Origin of the sequence: Pseudomonas sp. SC11 (assembly GCF_047039205.1) — a bacterium.
In the GTDB taxonomy this organism is placed as follows: Bacteria; Pseudomonadota; Gammaproteobacteria; order Pseudomonadales; family Pseudomonadaceae; genus Aquipseudomonas; species Aquipseudomonas boreofloridensis.
The window spans coordinates 1042142-1059944 of sequence record NZ_CP178183.1 but is presented as its reverse complement, the minus strand read 5'-3'; the positions used below and the strand labels follow the sequence as shown (position 1 = coordinate 1059944).

The 17803-nt window shown below is 62.8% G+C and carries 11 protein-coding genes and 3 tRNA genes; 4 read left to right on the top strand and 10 right to left on the bottom strand.

Going from position 1 to position 17803, the window contains the following annotated elements; all coding sequences use genetic code 11:
- Window positions 1–5 precede the first annotated feature (5 nt).
- The gene (locus tag ACK2SD_RS04855; RefSeq protein ID WP_412462270.1) at window positions 6–1622 is read right to left on the bottom strand and encodes a hybrid sensor histidine kinase/response regulator; all 1617 of its coding nucleotides are present in this window, start codon (window positions 1620–1622) and stop codon (window positions 6–8) included.
- Window positions 1623–1679: 57 nt separating this feature from the next.
- Window positions 1680–3296 (bottom strand): hybrid sensor histidine kinase/response regulator, encoded by a 1617-nt coding sequence (locus tag ACK2SD_RS04850; RefSeq protein ID WP_412461499.1) that lies wholly within the window; start codon window positions 3294–3296, stop codon window positions 1680–1682.
- 102 nt (window positions 3297–3398) lie between these two features.
- Here ACK2SD_RS04850 and ACK2SD_RS04845 point away from each other — a divergent pair, with 102 nt between their 5' ends.
- A complete protein-coding gene (locus ACK2SD_RS04845) occupies window positions 3399–4031 on the top strand; it encodes a response regulator (RefSeq protein ID WP_029614242.1) in 633 nt (210 codons plus the stop codon).
- A gap of 330 nt (window positions 4032–4361) precedes the next feature.
- Window positions 4362–4799: a hypothetical protein gene (locus ACK2SD_RS04840; RefSeq protein ID WP_412461498.1), complete on the top strand. Its 438-nt coding sequence runs from the start codon at window positions 4362–4364 to the stop codon at window positions 4797–4799.
- 218 nt (window positions 4800–5017) lie between these two features.
- On the opposite strand, the gene ACK2SD_RS04835 is transcribed toward ACK2SD_RS04840, so the two are convergent.
- The 7 genes from ACK2SD_RS04835 to ACK2SD_RS04805 all read right to left on the bottom strand — a co-directional run bounded on the left by ACK2SD_RS04835 (window position 5018) and on the right by ACK2SD_RS04805 (window position 13830).
- Window positions 5018–5093, bottom strand: a tRNA-Lys gene (locus ACK2SD_RS04835).
- Between the two features lie 6 nt (window positions 5094–5099).
- Window positions 5100–5176: transfer RNA gene (locus ACK2SD_RS04830), tRNA-Pro, on the bottom strand.
- 4 nt (window positions 5177–5180) lie between these two features.
- Window positions 5181–5256: transfer RNA gene (locus tag ACK2SD_RS04825), tRNA-Asn, on the bottom strand.
- 553 nt (window positions 5257–5809) lie between these two features.
- Window positions 5810–8374 carry an ATP-dependent chaperone ClpB gene (gene clpB, locus ACK2SD_RS04820; RefSeq protein WP_116889136.1) on the bottom strand — a complete coding sequence of 855 codons (2565 nt, stop codon included), beginning with the start codon at window positions 8372–8374 and terminating at the stop codon, window positions 5810–5812.
- Window positions 8375–8561: 187 nt separating this feature from the next.
- Complete coding sequence (locus ACK2SD_RS04815) at window positions 8562–9926, bottom strand: DUF1329 domain-containing protein (protein WP_412461497.1); 1365 nt, start codon at window positions 9924–9926, stop codon at window positions 8562–8564.
- A gap of 24 nt (window positions 9927–9950) precedes the next feature.
- Window positions 9951–11837: a DUF1302 domain-containing protein gene (locus ACK2SD_RS04810; protein ID WP_412461496.1), complete on the bottom strand. Its 1887-nt coding sequence runs from the start codon at window positions 11835–11837 to the stop codon at window positions 9951–9953.
- 310 nt (window positions 11838–12147) lie between these two features.
- Window positions 12148–13830, bottom strand: a complete 1683-nt coding sequence (locus ACK2SD_RS04805; protein WP_039580158.1) for a fatty acid--CoA ligase — start codon at window positions 13828–13830, stop codon at window positions 12148–12150.
- A 204-nt stretch (window positions 13831–14034) separates the two neighbouring features.
- Between ACK2SD_RS04805 and ACK2SD_RS04800 the strand changes: the two genes are divergently transcribed.
- Both ACK2SD_RS04800 and ACK2SD_RS04795 read left to right on the top strand, forming a co-directional pair.
- On the top strand, window positions 14035–14610 hold the full coding sequence (locus ACK2SD_RS04800; protein ID WP_412461495.1) for an NAD(P)H-dependent oxidoreductase: 576 nt from the start codon (window positions 14035–14037) through the stop codon (window positions 14608–14610).
- Between the two features lie 152 nt (window positions 14611–14762).
- A complete protein-coding gene (locus ACK2SD_RS04795; protein WP_029614239.1) occupies window positions 14763–15164 on the top strand; it encodes a MerR family transcriptional regulator in 402 nt (133 codons plus the stop codon).
- Between the two features lie 18 nt (window positions 15165–15182).
- Here the strand turns inward: ACK2SD_RS04795 and ACK2SD_RS04790 are convergent, their stop codons facing one another.
- On the bottom strand, window positions 15183–17801 hold the full coding sequence (locus tag ACK2SD_RS04790; protein ID WP_412462269.1) for an efflux RND transporter permease subunit: 2619 nt from the start codon (window positions 17799–17801) through the stop codon (window positions 15183–15185).
- Between the last annotated feature and the right edge of the window lie 2 nt (window positions 17802–17803).

Sequence of the window (17803 nt, the reverse complement as noted above, 5' to 3'; positions counted from 1 at the left end):
GGCGCCTATACGGCGCAGCGCTCGGCAGCCATCACCTTCACCTGCTCGAGCAGCACCGCGCGCAACTCCGGTGGCCGCACCGGCTTGGCCAGCACCGAGATGTTCTGGTCCTGCACCAGGGCGCGGATGCGCGCCATCTCATGGCCAGTCATGATCATCGCCGGCACCTCCCAGCCCCGTCGCTCACGGATGGCGGCGATGCACTCGGCGCCGGAAATCTTCGTGCCCAGGTCATAGTCGGCGATGATGATGTCGCAGTTAGTGATCACGTTCAGGCCGTCGCTATGGCCTTCCACCTCGCAGCCCCATTTCTCGAGCAAGGCCGAAGTCGCCATCAAGACACTGGCGTCGTCCTCCACCAGACACACGCGTAGGCCTTGAAGGCGGCTCTGCACCGGCGCCGGACGGGCGACATCGATACGCGGCGCAATGGCTTTCAAACCTCGGACGCTGGCACAGGTACCGCGCTCGACACGCGAGTGCAAGTGCACTTGCAGGCCGATCAAGCGACCGATGCGCTGGACGATGGACAGCCCGAGTCCCAATCCCTCGACGTCTTTGTCACGCTCGTGGCGCACCCGGTAGAACTCCTTGAACACCTCTGGCAGATGCTCGGCGGCGATACCTCGGCCTTTGTCATAGATGACGATGACCAGTTCACTGCCGCGCCGCCGAACACCGATGAGCACCGGCTGACCGGCGGCGTACTTCAGCGCGTTGGACACCAGGTTCTGCACCAGGGTCGTCAGCAGTCCCGGATTGACCTCGACCCAGTACCGGCAGGGCCGCAGGCGCAACTCGACCCCCGCCCAGCGCGCCGCCTCCTGGTTCTGCTTGACCACATCCTGCAACAGCGCGTCGAGGTTCACAGGCTCGGACTGAGGCTCGAGTTGGCCGTTGTCCAAGGTATAGATGTCCAGGATCGAGCGAAACAACTGCGAAACCGTGTGCAGTGAGCGGTCGATGTTATCCACCAGCCGCAACTCTTCGCGTGGCAGGTTGGCGTCGCGCAGGCAAGCGGTGAACAACCCGATGGAGTGAATCGGCTGACGCAGGTCGTGGCTGGCCTGGGCCAGGAAGCGGGATTTTTCCTGGTTGGCAACCATGGCCTCCTGGGACGCCTGGCGCGTGCGCTTGAGCAGGACATCCGCGTAGGCTGGCACCACGATGGTGGTCACCATCAACGTCAGAAACATATAAGGCTGGGAATGCCAGTAAGGGTCGAACCAGAACACCAGGACCAACGTGGCCAGCGCGATCCCGGTGGCCCAGGCCAGATAGCGCGAACCAAAGCGCATCCCGTTGCCCAGGGTGACCCACAACAGCGCGACGTAGATCGGCAACGCCGCCTCTCCGCCCAATGCCAGGGCGAAGGCGATGCCGGCGTAGTCGTGGAACATGGACAGTAGCCGGCGCCAGAAGTAATGCCCGGGCCAGCGCTTGATCGCCAGGCGCAGGAACACCGAGACAAAAATGAAGGTGGTGATGTAGGTGATGATCGGCAGGTAGGTCATCGCGCGGTCCGCGTTGAACACCGCCAGTGCCAGCATGTAGACGAGCGCGATACTGCTGACGATCAGCCTCAACGTGGCTTGATCGACCTCGCTTTTCACCTCGGCCATGTTCATCCCGCGCAAACCTGCGCCAGTGCTATTCAACTCAAACCTCCTTGTCGAGACTCAGACCGCCAGGCGGGCATCTTCCATGGCCTTCACCTGCTCCAGCAACACTGCCCGCAGCTCCGGCGGCCGCACCGGCTTGGCCAGCACCGAGATGTCCTGGTCAGCCACCAAGGCGCGGATGCGCGCCATCTCATGCCCAGTCATGATCATTGCCGGCACGTCCCAGCCGCGGCGCTCACGAATGGCAGCAATGCACTCGGCGCCGGAAATCTGGGTACCCAGATCATAGTCGGCAATGATGATGTCGCACTCGGTGATCACGTTCAGGCCATCGCTATGGCCCTCCACCTCGCAGCCCCACTTCTCCAGCAGCGCCGAGGTGGCCATCAGGACACTCGCGTCGTCTTCCACCAGGCACACGCGCAGGCCTTGCAGGCGGCTCTGCACCGGGGCCTGGCGTACGATCTCCTGGCCGGGGGCGATGGCCTGCAAGCCATGAATGGTTGCGCAGGTGCCATGGTCAACCCGCGAATCCAGGCGAACCTGCAGGTCGATCAACTCGCCGATACGCCTGACGATGGACAAGCCCAGGCCCAAGCCTTCCACGTCCTTGTCGCGCGCATGACGCACCCGGTAGAACTCCTTGAACACCTCGGGCAAGTGTTCGGCGGCGATCCCACGGCCTTTGTCGTAGATGACGATGGACAGGCCCTTGCCGTGGCGGCGCACCCCCACCAGTACCGGCTGACCGGCGGCGTACTTGAGGGCGTTGGAGATCAGGTTCTGCACCATGGTACTCAGCAGCCCCGGATTGACCTTCACCCAGTGCTGGCAGGGCCGCAGGCGCAGCTCCACCCCCGCCCAGCGCGCCGCCTCCTGGTTCTGCTTGATCACATCTTGCAGCAGCGCGTTGAGGTTGACCGGCTCCGATTGCGGTTCGAGCTGGCCATTGTCGAGGGTGTAGATGTCCAGGATCGAGCGGAACAGCTGCGAAACGGTGTGCAGCGAGCGGTCGATGTTGTCCACCAGGCGCAGTTCCTCGCGCCCCAGGTGGGCGTCGCGCAGGCAGGCGGTGAACAGGCCGATGGAGTGGATCGGCTGGCGCAGGTCGTGACTGGCCTGGGCCAGGAAGCGCGACTTTTCCTGGTTGGCGGCGATGGCTTCTTCGGAGGCGATGCGCGTGCGTTTGAGCAGGATGTGCGCGTAGGCCGGCACCACGATGGTGGTCACCATCAGCATCAGGAACATGTAAGGCTGCGAGTGCCAGAACGGGTTGATCCAGAACACCACGACCAGCATCGACAGCGCGATCATGGTCGCCCAGGCCAGGTACTGCGAGCCGAAGCGCATGCCGTTGCCCAACGTCACCCAGAGCAGTGCCGCGTAGACCGGCAGTGCGCCCTCGCCGCCGACGCACAAGGCGAAGGAGATGCCGGCATAGTCATGGAACATGGCGAATATCCGCCGCCAGAAGAAGTGCCCCGGCCGCCGTTTGATCAGCATGCGCAGAGGCACTGCCACGCTGATGAAGAACGCCATGTACCAGAGGATCGGCGCGTAAGTGGCGAAGTTGCTCGATGGCAGGCAGGCCACGATGAAGATGTACAGCGATGCGCAGGTACTCACCGTCAGGCGCAACGTGGCCTGGTCGAGTTCGCTGTTCTTCTCGGTCATGTTATCTGCACCTCTACGCGCGTCTGGGCGCGGTTGAATTTGAACCCTGGGTCAAGGTTTGCGTTACTATGCGCCCACTCGGGCGTCGGATGGGTCTGAAACATGTCGTGCAGAATCATAGTGGCGGATGACCACCCGCTGTTTCGCGAGGGCATGCTGCGGACGTTGGAACGGCTCCTGCCTGGCGCGCAGATCGAACAGGCCGGCAACCTGGATGAAGTACTGACTCTGGCCCGCCACGGCGGCGAAATCGATTCGTTAGTGCTCGACCTCCGGTTTCCGGGCCTCACGTCACTGTCGGTCATCGGCCAACTGCGCCAGGAATTCAAGCGCACCTCCATCATCGTGGTGTCCATGGTCGATGACCTGGACGTCATTTCCCAGGTCATCGGCCAAGGCGCCGATGGCTTCATCGGCAAGAATGTCGACCCTGCCGGTATCGCCGAGGCCATCATGGCCATTCGCGAGGGCGAAGTGGTGGTCCGCTACAACCCGGAAAATCCGATCCTGGACCCCAGTCTTTCCAACCTCACCGCCCGGCAGAAACAGGTGCTTGGCCTGATCGCCGCCGGCAAGACCAACAAAGAGATCGCCAAGGAACTGGGCATTTCGCCGTTCACCGTGCGCATTCATGTCTCTACGCTGCTGAAGACACTGGGCGTGCCCACTCGAGCGGCAGCGGCGGCTCAATTCAGCAACTTTCCGGTTACCGGTAGTTGGACGCTGGAGCGCTGAAATTTTTAAGTTGGTGAGCTGACTCAGCGGCGGCTAGTACAGTTACCTGGCAATGAATAGCCACCAGTCGCCAGTATAAACACTCCACTTCTGCGCGCCGTTAGTACAGGTGTGCTATAGCCGAGAAAGAGCAGCAGGCATACCCTCTGCCGGCACTTTCACTCATTGAAAAGGCTGCTCTAGTTCACACTTCGGCGTCGCGTTGTGGGCACCTGTGTGTCTCGATTCGATAGCCGTTAACTTCCACTGGAACAGCCGCGACCTTTTACAGGTGACGCTATGGCTCGCACACATCAAAGATTCATTCACGTCGGATTCGCCTTATGCCTGATGACCGGTGCTCTCGTCGGCTGCAGCAGCTCAGGCCAGTTCGTCAACCCACTCGACTCGGGTTCACAGAAGTACAACGTGGCCTACCTGAAGCAGACGTTGATCCCCGGCAAGACCACCAAGTCCCAGGTGCAACAACTGTTCGGCACGCCCGCAGAGGAAGCCCTGGACGCCTCCAGTCGCAGCAACGGTTCGAACTGGACGTACAACAAGAACGAAGAGGGTCTGGACAAGTACATGGCCCTGGCTCACAAGTATGTGTCCACCGAAAACAGCCTGAAGATGTACAACGCTTCTGCGCAGGTTTCCAAGGCGCAGGGCGTGATGAGCGACGTGGGTAGCGTCACCGGGATGACCAAGCCAGCAGGCCAGGCACAAGGCTCCCGGCTGATCATCTACTTCGTGGATGATGTGGTGGATTACTACCGGGTGTACTGAGCAAGGCGGGGGCGCGGTCGCGCGCCTTACTGGAGGCAAGTGGAGCGCATCGCCGGGCAGGGACGCCCGACATAGCCTCTGGAAGCGCCATCAGGCAAGCAATGGCAAAAACGAAAAAGCCCGCCATATAGGCGGGCTGCTTCTTGTCCTCATCACACTGAAGCAGAACTTCTTCTCGCTTCATTCAGCTCCCACTACCTCAGGAACCGCTGTGAATATGGTGGGTCGTGTAGGATTCGAACCTACGACCAATTGGTTAAAAGCCAACTGCTCTACCAACTGAGCTAACGACCCGGAAAATGGTCGGGGTGAGGGGATTCGAACTCCTGACATCCTGCTCCCAAAGCAGGCGCGCTACCGGACTGCGCTACACCCCGAAATTGGCTCCGCGACCTGGACTCGAACCAGGGACCCAATGATTAACAGTCATTTGCTCTACCGACTGAGCTATCGCGGAACTGCACTTCGTACAACCTTACAACTGCGAAGCTTGTGTTAGCTTCGATCTCTTTAGCGTTGTCGCTGCTGAGGCCGGCTATTCTACATTCTTCGTTTTGCTTGTCAACCACTTTTTTTCACCCAACTTACTGATTTGTAAGTTGTTTTCAGATCACCTGTACCGCCGTTGATCTGGGTAGTGCCTGACAGCGGTGCGAATATTAGGCGTACCGTTTTCATTGTGCAAGCATTTTTTTCAAAATTTTCAGCGAGTTAGCACGGAGCGAGAAAAATCAGGGATTTGCGCGCCTCGCCCCTGCACGGCGACAAGAAAAAGCCCCGCGGATGCGTAATGCGGTTCACTTAAGATCTGTATTGCTGGAATTGGGGCTGCTGCGCAGCCCATCGCGGCACAAGGCCGCTCCCACAGGGTCCGTACAGCCCCATGTTTCAGGGTTTGCGCGGACTTTGTGGGAGCGGCCTTGTGCCGCGAAAGGGCCGCGAAGCGGCCCCAGCATGCTTTAAGTGAACAGCATTACCGCGGATGCGGGGCTTCTCGACCACGTGACGACTCAGGCGAATACGATCTCGTCGCCCTCCACCTGCGCCGTGATCGCCGCACCTGGCACGAACTGGCCCGCGAGGATCAATTGCGCCAGCGGGTTCTCGATCCAGCGCTGGATCGCCCGTTTCAACGGCCGCGCGCCATACACCGGGTCGTAACCCACTGCGATCAACTTGTCCAAGGCCTCGGGGCTGAGGTTCAAGGCCAGCTCGCGTTCGGCCAGACGACCGCGCAGACGACCAAGCTGGATCTCGGTGATACCGGCGATCTGCTCGCGGCCCAGCGGCTCGAACACCACCACTTCGTCGATACGGTTGATGAACTCCGGCCGGAAGTGCGCGCCCACGGCATCCATCACGGCTGCACGCTGGGCCTCGCGGTCGCCGACCAGCTCCTGGATCTGCGCCGAGCCCAGGTTCGAGGTCATCACGATCACCGTGTTGCGGAAATCCACGGTACGGCCGTGGCTGTCGGTCAGACGGCCATCTTCCAGCACCTGCAGCAACACGTTGAACACGTCCGGGTGGGCCTTCTCCACTTCGTCGAGCAGCACCACCGAGTAGGGTTTGCGCCGCACGGCCTCGGTCAGGTAACCGCCCTCTTCATAACCCACGTAGCCCGGCGGAGCACCGATCAGCCGCGCGACCGAATGCTTCTCCATGAACTCGGACATATCGATGCGCACCATGGCCTCTTCGGTGTCGAACAGGAACTCGGCCAGCGCCTTGCACAGCTCGGTCTTGCCCACACCGGTGGGGCCGAGGAACAGGAACGAACCGCTGGGCCGGTTGGGGTCGGACAACCCGGCGCGCGAGCGGCGCACCGCATTGGCCACGGCGGTCACCGCCTCGTTCTGGCCGATCACCCGCTCGTGCAGCAGGCTTTCCATCTTCAGGAGTTTGTCGCGCTCGCCTTCGAGCATTTTCGACACCGGAATGCCGGTCCACTTGGAGACCACCTCGGCGATTTCTTCCTCGGTAACCTTATTGCGCAGCAGTTGGTTATCGGTCTTGCCATGCTGGTCGACCATCTGCAGGCTGCGCTCCAGGTCCGGGATCACCCCGTACTGCAGTTCGGCCATGCGGCTCAGGTCGCCCTTGCGCCGGGCCGCTTCGAGTTCCTGGCGGGCCTGTTCGATCTTCTGCTGGATCTGCGCCGAACCCTGTACCTCGGCCTTCTCCGACGCCCAGATCTCTTCCAGGTCGGAGTACTCACGCTCCAGACGGGCGATTTCCTCGGTGAGCTTCTCCAGACGCTTCTTCGCCGCGTCGTCCTCTTCCTTCTTCAGCGCCTGGGATTCCACCTTGAGCTGGATCAGGCGACGGTCGAGACGGTCGAGCACTTCGGGTTTGGAGTCGATCTCCATGCGAATGCGGCTGGCGGCTTCATCGATCAGGTCGATGGCTTTGTCGGGCAGTTGACGATCAGTGATGTAGCGGTGGCTGAGCTTGGCCGCCGCGATGATCGCGCCGTCGGTGATCGCTACCTTGTGGTGCACCTCGTAGCGCTCCTTGAGGCCACGCAGGATGGCAATGGTGTCTTCCTCGCTCGGCTCCTCGACCAGCACCTTCTGGAAGCGTCGCTCCAGCGCCGCGTCCTTCTCGATGAACTGGCGATACTCGTTGAGGGTGGTCGCACCCACGCAGTGCAGCTCGCCGCGCGCCAGCGCCGGCTTGAGCATGTTGCCAGCGTCCATGGCGCCCTCGCCCTTGCCAGCGCCGACCATGGTGTGCAGTTCGTCGATGAACAGGATGACCTGGCCGTCCTGCTTGGACAGCTCGTTGAGCAGCCCCTTGAGGCGTTCCTCGAACTCGCCGCGGTACTTGGCGCCGGCGATCAGCGCGCCCATGTCCAGGGCCAGCAGGCGCTTGCCCTTGAGCCCATCGGGCACTTCACCATTGATGATGCGCTGGGCCAGGCCTTCAGCGATGGCGGTCTTGCCCACGCCGGGTTCGCCGATCAGCACCGGGTTGTTCTTGGTGCGGCGCTGCAGCACCTGCACGGTGCGGCGGATTTCGTCGTCACGGCCGATCACCGGGTCGAGCTTGCCTTCCTCGGCGCGCTTGGTCAGGTCGACGGTGTACTTGTCCAGCGCCTGGCGCGATTCCTCGACGTTCGCGTCGTTGACCGCCGCGCCACCGCGCAGGTTGTTGATGGCGTTTTCCAGGGCCTTCTTGCTCACGCCCTGGCCGAGCAGCAACTTGCCGACCTTGCTGTTCTCGTCCATGGCGGCGAGCAGCACCAGTTCGCTGGAGATGAACTGGTCGCCCTTCTGCTGGGCCAGGCGGTCGGCCTGGTTGAGCAGGCGCGCCAAGTCCTGGGACATGTTCACGTCGCCGGTGGGATTCTGGATCTTGGGCAGTTGGTCGAGCTCTTTGGTCAACGCCTTGCGCAGGCTGTTGACGTCGAAGCCAACCTGCATCAGTAGCGGCTTGATCGAGCCGCCCTGCTGCTCGATCAGGGCCTGCAGCAGGTGCACAGGTTCAATGGCCGGGTGGTCCATGCCCACGGCCAGGGATTGGGAGTCGGATAACGCCAGTTGCAGCTTGCTGGTCAGTCGGTCTATTCGCATGGGGGATACCTTCCTTAAAAAGGGCAGGCGGAGCGATAAACAGCACCCGTTAAGAAGAACCTGCCGGAGATGACCAATACATAGGGCCAATTCTGGAAGATTCAAGCTTAGCGGGGTTGACCAGGATCAGTGTGGGCAAGGTGCGGACCGTGACAGGAGGGGCGCTTGGCCGCCCCTCCCGAAGACTTCAGCGCACCCCGCTCTGGCGCAGGGCGGCCGGCTGGAAGTCGGCCTTGTTGGCAGTGAAGGTGAAGTCATAGGACTTCTTCTCTTCGTTCTTCATGCCCAGGGCCAGGTAGCGCCCCGACTGCAGGTCGTAGATGGCTTCGAGGGTGTACCACGGTACCTGGTTGTTGTAGTACGGCTGGGCGAAGGCTTCCGATACGCGCCACAGTTGCCCACGACCGTCGTACTGGTCGATCACCGCCGCCTGCCAGGTGTCCTCGTCGATGTAGAAGTCACGCTTGGCGTAGATGTGCTTCTGACCCGGCTTCAAGGTCGCGACCACGTGCCACACCCGACGCAGCTCGTAACGCGCCAGGTCCTGGTTGATGTGACCGGCCTTGATGATGTCCGCGTACTTGAGCTTGGGATCGTCGAGCTTGAACGCGTTGGAGGCGATGTACATCTCTTTCTTGCCTTCGAGCTTCCAGTCGTAGCGGTCAGGCGCGCCGTTGTACATGTCCAGGTTATCGGAGGTACGCAGGCCGTCGGCGGCTGTACCCGGTCCGTCGTAGGACACTTGCGGCGCCATGCGCACGCGACGCTGGCCGGCGTTGTAGATCCACGCCTTGCGCGGCTCCTTGACCTGGTCGAGGGTCTCGTGCACCAGCAGCACGGTCCCGGCCAGACGCGCGGGCTCGGTCACTTCCTGCTTGAAATAGAACAGCACGTTGCCCGGGTTGTTCGGGTCGTAGTCCTTCATCTTGTCGCGGAACACGAACTGGTCGCTGAAGTACACCAGGCTGTAGGAGCCGTTCTGCTGCGGCGTGGCCTGGGTCACCAGGCGTGCCACGCTGCCACCGCGATAACGGGTGATGTGGTTCCACACCACCTCGACACCGCTCTTGGGAATCGGGAACGGCACCGCGCCGCGGAAGTTGTTCAGGCCGTTGCCACCCTCCACCAGGGTGGCGTTGGTGGCGTTGGCCTTGATGTCGGCGTACACCGAGTCCGGCACGGTGGCACCGCGATGGGTCTTGTACACCGGCAGCTTGTAGGTATCCGGGTAGCGCTTGATCATCGCCAATTGGCCAGGGGCGAGCTTGTCCTTGTACTGCTCGGCATTGGCTGCGGTGATGGTGAACAGCGGCTTCTCGCTGCCGTACGGGTCGGCCAGGAAGCCGCGCCCATCGACGCTGCCGGCATTCTTGGCCAGTGGCTCCCAGGGGCCGATGGAACCATCGGCGTTGCCGGCCTTCTCGGCGCCCATGGGGGTGAGCGTGGACCCGAGCTTGGCCGCTTCGTCGGCGGACACCGCCGCCATGACACTGCCCGCCAGCAGGGACACACCCAGCACACCGGCCTTGAGCAGACTTGTGGTCATCGTCATCGTCGTCATCCTGAATCTGAGTGCTTAGAAGTTCACGCCGAAGCTGAGGGCGACGAAGTCGCGGTCATCCACGGTGCTGTACTTGCCGTCGAAGAAGTTGGTGTAGGACAGGCTCGCCGTGTAGGTGTTCTGGTACTCGGCGTCCACGCCCAGGCTGATCGCCTTGCGCCCTTCCTCGAAGTTGCCGCCCGGACCCGGCGAGTAGCCGGACACGTCGTGGGACCAGGCCACGTTGGGCTTGAGGTTGACCCCGGCGAACACGTCGTTGTAGTCCCAGATCACCCGGGCGCGGTAGCCCCAGGACGTGCTGGTGGTGTAGCCGTCGTTCTCGCACTTGCGGTTCAGGTTGGCAGTAGAAGCTCCCGCTCCGGCGCCGGCGATGGTGCTGGCGTTGAGCGCCTGGCAGGTATTGGCACCGCCGGTGGCCGGCAGCGGCCCTGGGCCGAACACCGGGTCGCGACCGTAGCGGGTGTCGTAGGCACTCTCCAGACCGCCCACATGGGTCACGCCCAACTCGCCGACCACGGTCATGCGGCTGGCGCCCATCACCTGATCGAAGAAGTGCGTCAGGGTGGTCTGGAACTGGGTGATCTCCTTGCGCTGGTAGCCGTGCAGGTCCTGGCCAGGCGTGCCGTTGAGCAGCGAAGCGTTGGCCAGCGCGCCGCCCAGCGGGCGTACACCGGCGAACAGGATGTCGGTGGTGTTCAACTGCACCGGAGCGTTGGGCCGGTAGCTGATCTCGCCGCTCCAGGCCGTACCGGTAGGCAAGGTGGTGGAGAAGCTCAGGCCATACAGGCGAATGTCCTCGGGGTACTCGACGAAGTATTGCGAGTTACCCGCGACGATCAGCGGCGCCAGCGGACGCAGGTTGGCCGGCAGCGACGGGATGGCGGCGAACACGCCCGGCGGCGCGCCGGTGGCGCTGAAGATCGGCGCGCGGCTGTGGTAGTTCATGAAGTAGGCGCCGAACTCGGTGTCCAACGGCTCGAACATGTAGCGCAGGGCAACGCCGAACTGGCCGCTGTCACGCGCGTCGCGGTCAGCGCCACGGCGCACCATCACGCCTTCCTGGTTGATGTTCACACCACGGCTGGCGAGGAACTGCTGGGCGGCGGCCGGCACCGTGCGGCTGCTGTTGAGCACGCGCAGGTTGTCGTTGCAGCCGTCGGAGATGATGTCCGGCTGGGAGAAGAAGGTGCCGCAGTTGTCGGTGACGGTCTGGTCCCATTCGAGCTGGTAGAAGGCTTCGGCCGACAGGTTGTCGGTCAGGCTCTGGGACACGTAGAACATGTTGACCGGGATCAGGCCTTCCTTGATCTCGGCGCCAGGTCGGCGGAAGGCGGCGACGTCGATCGGGTTGATCGAGTTGATGCCACCGCCGATGAAGGTGCTCTCGCCCCAGCTCACCACCTGCTTGCCCAGGCGCACGGAGCCGGGCATGTCGCCGATGGAGTAGTTGTGATAGACGAACGCATCGAGCAGTTGCGCCCCCGAGGACTTGGCCCCGGACTTGCGCCCTGAATCGCTGATGTTCTTGAACTCGCGGTTTTCGTCCTTGAGCTCGAAGTCGTACCAGTACTTGCCGCGCACGAACACGCCGGTGTCGCCGTACTTGAGCTCGAGGTCGTGGATGCCCTTGAAGATCTTGGAGAAGGTCTCGCCTTTCTTGAAGTTCAGGTGACCGTCGTCGGAGGTCTGCGACAGCCCCTTGCCGCCGTTGTTGACGCCGATCAGGTTGCGGTTGGGGTTGGCCGTGGACCAACTGGCCCCAACGGAGAGCGACGAATCGAACTGACCTTCGATTTCCCCGATGTTGAAACTCACAGCGAAAGCAGGACTGGCCAGCGTGGAAGCGAGACTGACGGCCAAGGGCAGCTTGGCCCGACGCCAGAGCGGGTTTGCAGATGTCATCGACGCTACTCCATGTACATTTTTGTTATGGCAACGAGTGCTTGCAGAAACGACCCCGGCACCTGAACGGCAGATGCACCGGCAGGCGGCGCGCAGGGCGTGCCCCTCCCCATTCCTGACAATCCCCTGAACCGACTATAGCCAGCGCCCGACAACGCTTGATCCCTCTAAAGTGTGATTTGCGTCGTGTCGCCGGCGGCAATTGCAATTTGCCACCGTACTCGCTGACCGTGCTGAAGCATGGCTGAAATTCCGCGTTTGACAAGCCGCGATGGCTCTAACTCGCCGCTCGGACTGTCTGGCTCGGTCGTTACAAGGTCGACAGGAAGGCGCTGTTGCTGGCCTGCCACTGACCGATCTCCACGCGGATGCGCTTCTTGTCCAGTTTGCCGACGCTGGTCTTGGGAATTTCAGTAACAACGGCGATCTGGCTAGGGATGGCCCACTTGTTGATGTGCCCCAGCTCGACGAACGGCTTGAGGTGTTCCTTGAGCGCCTTGGCGTCCAGTTGCCGATCCGGGTGCACCACCAGCAGCGCGAACGGCCGCTCGCCCCACTGCGGGTCGGGCACGCCGACCACCGCCACCTCGCGCACCGCCTCGTGACGGCTGATCAGGTCTTCCAGGTCCAGGGACGAGAGCCATTCGCCGCCGGTCTTGATCACGTCCTTGATACGGTCGCGGATATCGATGAAACCCATGCTGTCGAGAGTGGCCACGTCGCCGGTGTGCAGCCAACCGCCGCGCCACAGCTCGGCGCTCTTGTCCGCCTCTTGGTAATAGCCCTGGGTCAGCCACGGCGCGCGCAGCACCAGCTCGCCCTGGGACTCGCCGTCGTTGGGCAGGAAGCGGCCATGTTCGTCGATGATCGCCGCCTCCACCATCGGCACCGGCACCCCCGCCTTGATGCGGTAGCTGACGCGCTCGTCCTCGCTGCCGGCCAGCAGTTCGTCGTTCAGGTGCGCACAGGAAATCAGCGGGCAGGTCTCGGACATGCCATAGGCCGCCGTGAGCTGAATCCCACGGGCCTGCGCGGCCTGGTACAGAGCGCGGTTGAGCGCGCTGCCGCCGATGATGATTTTCCAGCCGCCGAAGTCCTGGCCCTTGGCCGTGGGGCAGTTGAGCAGCATCTGCAGGATGGTCGGCACGCAGTGGGAGAACGTGACCTGTTCCTCGCGCCACAGCCGAATCAGCATGTCCGGCTCATAGCGTCCGGGATACACCTGCTTGATGCCCATCAGCGTGGCCACGTAGGGAATACCCCAGGCGTGCACGTGGAACATCGGCGTGATCGGCATGTACACATCGCTGCTGCTGAGCAGGCGCACGCTGTCGTCGCCGCCGAGCACCGCCGCTTCGGCCAGGGTGTGCAGCACCAGTTGGCGGTGGGTGAAGTACACGCCCTTGGGGTTGCCCGTGGTGCCGGTGGTGTAGAAGGTGGTGGCCACCGAGTTTTCGTCGAAGTCGGGGAAGTCGTAGCGAGGGCTGGCGCCGGCGAGCAACTGTTCGTATTCGCCGACCAGGTTCGGCAGCTCGGCGCTGCGCTCGGGGCCGTCGGTGATCAGCAGGGTCTTGTCGACCGTGGTCAATTGCCCGGCGATGCCCTGGTAGAGCGCGACGAAATCGCTGTTGACCAGCACGAAGCGGTCTTCGGCGTGGTTCATGGTGTAGAGGATCTGCTCCGGCGACAGGCGCACGTTGATGGTATGCACCACCGCGCCGATCATCGGGATGGCGAACATGCATTCGAGGTAGCGATGGCTGTCCCAGTCCATCACCGCCACGGTGTCGCCGGCCTTGACCCCAGCCTCGGTGAGCACGTTGGCCAGCCGCGCGATGCGCTCGCCCAGCTCGCGGTAGCTCAGGCGGACCTGGTCGCGGTAGACGATCTCGCGGGTTTTCTCGTAGCGCCCGCCCGACAGCAGCAAGCGCTTGATCAACAACGGATAGGCGTAGGCGCCCTCGGTGGGTTCGAGAATTCGGGTCTGCAGCATGATTGTCCCTTTTCTGAAAATGCGTGCCGAAGTGTCAAGGCGCTACTGTAGAGCGGCCAGGCGCCGGTCAAATCAGCCGAAGGAATGATTCGCACGCTGCGCGCGGCAGGTCCGCGGGTAACACACTTTGACGCATCAACCGCTTGACTCTACCTCCAAGGGCATACCTTAGCCTCGATGACTCCTTAATGACGTGGAGTCGAAATGAGCAAGCGTATCCTGGTGGTTTTGGGCCACCCCTCCTCCGACAGCTTCTGCGCCGCCCTGGGCCAGACCTATGTCCAGGCCGCCAGCGAAGCCGGTCATGAGGTGCGAACCCTCGACCTGCCGGCCCTGGCGTTCGATCCAGTGCTGCACGAAGGCTACCGGCAGATCCAGCCGCTGGAGCCGGACCTGCGCCAGGCCCAGGAGCAGATCCTCTGGGCCGAACACCTGGTGTTCGTCTATCCCATCTGGTGGGGCGGCATTCCAGCGCTGCTCAAGGGCTTCTTCGACCGTGTGTTCCTGCCCGGCTTTGCCTTCAAGTACCGCAAGGACTCGGCCTTCCCGGAGCAATTGCTCAAGGGCCGCACCGCGCACCTGCTGGTGACCATGGACACGCCGCCCTGGTACTACCGGTGGGTCTACCGCATGCCCGGCCTGCACCAGATGCGCAAGACCACCCTGGCGTTCTGCGGCATCAAGCCCACCCGCACCCTGACCTTCGGCCCGATCCTCGGTTCGACCGACATCCAGCGCCAGAACTGGTTGGATCGCGTGCGCCGCACCGCCGCCGGCTGAAGCGACGAAGCGACGACCGGGCACTGTGATCAACTTCACAGTTTCCAATCCTTGTGTAAGATAGCGCGCCCTAACCCCCCTACCTCGCGTGGCCGCCCGAATTGCCGGTGGCCGCACGCGGTTGCGCGCTTTTACCAAGGAAGGAACACCCCATGTACATCGGAAAAGTCGCCCAATTGTCGGGCACCACGGTCAAGTGCATCCGCCACTACGAAAAGATCGGCCTGCTCCCCGAGGCCCAGCGCGAAGGCAAGTACCGGGTCTACAGCCAGCAGAGCGTGGAGTTGGTGAGCTTCATCAAGTGCGCCCAGCAACTGGGGTTCAAGCTCAAGGAAATGCAGGCGATCTTCCAGAACTACAGGGGCCAGGACATTCCCTGGGACCTGGCCCAGCGCGCCATCGCCGAAAAGAAGCAGGAACTGCGCGCGCAGATCGAGCACCTGCAAAGCCTGCACGACGGCCTCGAGGCCTTCGAGGGCAGCGTGCAGGAAGCCCGAGAGCAGTGCCATTTCGAGCAGGCCCGCACGGCGAACCCGCTCGCCGTGCCCGGCTGAACGTACCTGTATCGACTGTTACGCCAGTTCTGCGCGAGCACCCGACCCGCCGCCGAGCGCTGAAGGCTGTTCGACCCGCGGCTTGATCGTGGCGAAGAACCACGGCGAGATCAGCGTCACCAGCAGCAGCGTGCTGATGCCACTGGACGACAGTGCCAACGCCACCAGCGTGCCGAGGTCGATGATCGGCTTGTAGTCGGAGAAGAACAGCGCCATGAAGCCACCGGAGAAGATCGCCACGTTGACCAGCGTCGAGCGACCGATGCCTTCCATTGCGCCGAGCAGCGCCTCGTCCACCGTCGCGCCCTCTTCGATGAGGAACTTCATGCGCGACAACAGGTGCACGGCATAGTCCACCACCCCGACCACCAGGAAGGTCACCAGCGTGGTGCCGATGTTCAACTCGATGTCCAGCAAGTACATGGCGCCGTAGACGATCACCGAGGTGGTCAGCAAGGTCAGCATGCCGAGCAGGCCCAGGCGCACCGAGCGCAGCCAGCCCATCATCATCAGCGTCACCACCAGCAGCGCCAGGGTGAAGCTGAGCATCTGGCCCTGGGTGATTTCCTTGAGTACGCCGGTCCAGATGTAGGCGGTGCCGGCATGGGTCACCTCTAGGTGCGCCGGCTTGTTCTGGCTGACCCAGGCATCGAGGCGGTCGAGCAGCGCCTGGTAGTCGCCGGCCACCGAGCTGGTCATGGTGTAGAGCGTCACCGCCTTGGAGTAGTCGGCATTGAGCACGTTGCGCAGGTCCGAGCCGCCGCCGTTCTCGAACAGCATCACGTGCTGCTCGATCAGCGCATTGCCGTCCACCTCGAAGCGCTCCGGGCGGCCCTGTTCGTCGAAGCCCTTGACCTCCTCGCGCACCTGCGGCACCCGCAGGAACGTCGGGTCCATGTCGTTGAGCACCAGGTTCATGCGCTTGATGTAGGTGGCCAGCGAGTAGGTGTAGCTGACGTGCGGCTGCTCGCGCAGGAACTGGTCGAGGCGGTCGAGGAACTGCACCACCTCGGTGTCGAGCATGCCGCGCGGGGCCTTGCTGTCGAAGGCGATCCAGCCCGGTGCGGTGCCGGCCACCCGGGCGCGGTTGATGAACGCGTCGGCGGTGCGCACCGCGCTGTCCGGTTCGAAGTAGGCGATGCCCGAATCTTCGATGTCCACCTTGAAGGTCAGTACCGCCATCACCGCCACCAGCGGCAGGGTAATCAACAAGGCGGGCCGGCGTCGTGGAATCAGCCAGGCGCAGCAGCGCACCAGCGCGGTGGACAGCGGCGACGGCTTCTCCACAGCGGCCTCGGACGGCACGTGGTTCTTGCCCCAGACGAAGATCCACGCCGGAATCAGCAGCAACGAGATGATCAGCGCTGCCGTCAGGCCAATGGACATGAACAGGCCGAAGTTGCCGATGCTGACGATGTTGTTGGTGGTGGAAATGACGAAGGTGGCGATGGTGGTCGCAGTGGTCAACACCACCGGCACCATCATCAGGCGCATGGTCTGCCGCCCGGCTTCGCGGTAGGGTTTGCCGGCCTTGAGCTGCTCGTAGTACTCGGCCATGACGTGGATCGCGTCAGCGCAACAAATGGTGAACAGAAACACCGGCAGCACACTGGTCAGCAGGTCGAACGGCACCTTGAACAGGGCCATCAGGCCCACCGTCCAGATGGTGCAGAACAGGATGTTGAACAGCGGCAGCAACACCCCCAGCGGCCGGCGGAAGAAGAAGATCAACAGCAGCGTCACCAGCACGAACACCGCCGGGAACAGCACCGCCATGTCGTGATCGATGATTTCCTGCTGCGCCGCGATGAAGATCGGCATGCCGGCGATGAACACCTCGCCGCGCAGTTGCGGATGGGCCTGCTGGTAGTCGGCGAGCATCTGCCGCACCAGGTGATAAGCGCGCAACTGCGCCTGGGCATCGTCCTGCTTGGTGCCCAGCTCGGTGACCACCAGGGCGACGCGCTTGTCCGGCGACACCAGGCCGCCGACCAGCAGTTCGTTGTCCATCACCAGCGCCTCGACGGCACGCGGGTCCATGTCGCTGGCATTGAGGGTCTTGTGGATCCACAACTGGCCGTCGCTGGCCAGGCTGATGTTCTCGGTGTCGGCGATCGACGCCATCTCCTTCACCGGGTTGACCCGCTCGGCGAGAAAACGCAAAAACTGCTGGTCGTGGCTGTCCCAGGCATTGGCCTGGGCATGGTCGCGCAGGCGCATCAGATCGCCCTGGTCACGCTGGGCGAAGCCCTCGGTCAGCACCTTGTGCGCCAGCGCCTGGGCCTGCGGGTCACCGGGATGGCGACCGAGCACCTCGCGCAGGGTGCCGCGGTCCTGATCGTTGGCCAGCATCAGTTGGCGCATCGAGCGGGAAATGGCGAACACGGCATTGAGGGTTTCGCGGTTGAACACCCCGTCCGGGTCGGTGAAGGCGATCATCACCGAGTCGTAAGTGCCACTGAATTCCTTTTGCAGATCGAGAATGGTCTTGCGCGCCGGGTGATCTTCCTTGAGCAGATAGGGGTTGGTATCGGCGATCACCGCGCCGAGGTAATAGGCGAAGCCAGCGGTGATGGCCACCAGCACGAAGACGATGGCGCGGGCGTTGCGCTCGACCAGGTCGAGGTAACGCTCCATCA

What these genes read in the sequence shown, in the direction of transcription:
- ACK2SD_RS04795 (WP_029614239.1), top strand. Translation starts at nt 14,763, where the DNA reads ATGTACATCGGAAAAGTCGCCCAATTGTCGGGCACCACGGTCAAGTGC.
- ACK2SD_RS04850 (WP_412461499.1), bottom strand. Translation starts at nt 3,296, where the DNA reads ATGACCGAGAAGAACAGCGAACTCGACCAGGCCACGTTGCGCCTGACG.
- ACK2SD_RS04810 (WP_412461496.1), bottom strand. Translation starts at nt 11,837, where the DNA reads ATGACATCTGCAAACCCGCTCTGGCGTCGGGCCAAGCTGCCCTTGGCC.
- ACK2SD_RS04805 (WP_039580158.1), bottom strand. Translation starts at nt 13,830, where the DNA reads ATGCTGCAGACCCGAATTCTCGAACCCACCGAGGGCGCCTACGCCTAT.
- clpB (WP_116889136.1), bottom strand. Translation starts at nt 8,374, where the DNA reads ATGCGAATAGACCGACTGACCAGCAAGCTGCAACTGGCGTTATCCGAC.
- ACK2SD_RS04845 (WP_029614242.1), top strand. Translation starts at nt 3,399, where the DNA reads ATGTCGTGCAGAATCATAGTGGCGGATGACCACCCGCTGTTTCGCGAG.
- ACK2SD_RS04800 (WP_412461495.1), top strand. Translation starts at nt 14,035, where the DNA reads ATGAGCAAGCGTATCCTGGTGGTTTTGGGCCACCCCTCCTCCGACAGC.
- ACK2SD_RS04815 (WP_412461497.1), bottom strand. Translation starts at nt 9,926, where the DNA reads ATGACGATGACCACAAGTCTGCTCAAGGCCGGTGTGCTGGGTGTGTCC.
- ACK2SD_RS04790 (WP_412462269.1), bottom strand. Translation starts at nt 17,801, where the DNA reads ATGGAGCGTTACCTCGACCTGGTCGAGCGCAACGCCCGCGCCATCGTC.
- ACK2SD_RS04855 (WP_412462270.1), bottom strand. Translation starts at nt 1,622, where the DNA reads ATGGCCGAGGTGAAAAGCGAGGTCGATCAAGCCACGTTGAGGCTGATC.
- ACK2SD_RS04840 (WP_412461498.1), top strand. Translation starts at nt 4,362, where the DNA reads ATGACCGGTGCTCTCGTCGGCTGCAGCAGCTCAGGCCAGTTCGTCAAC.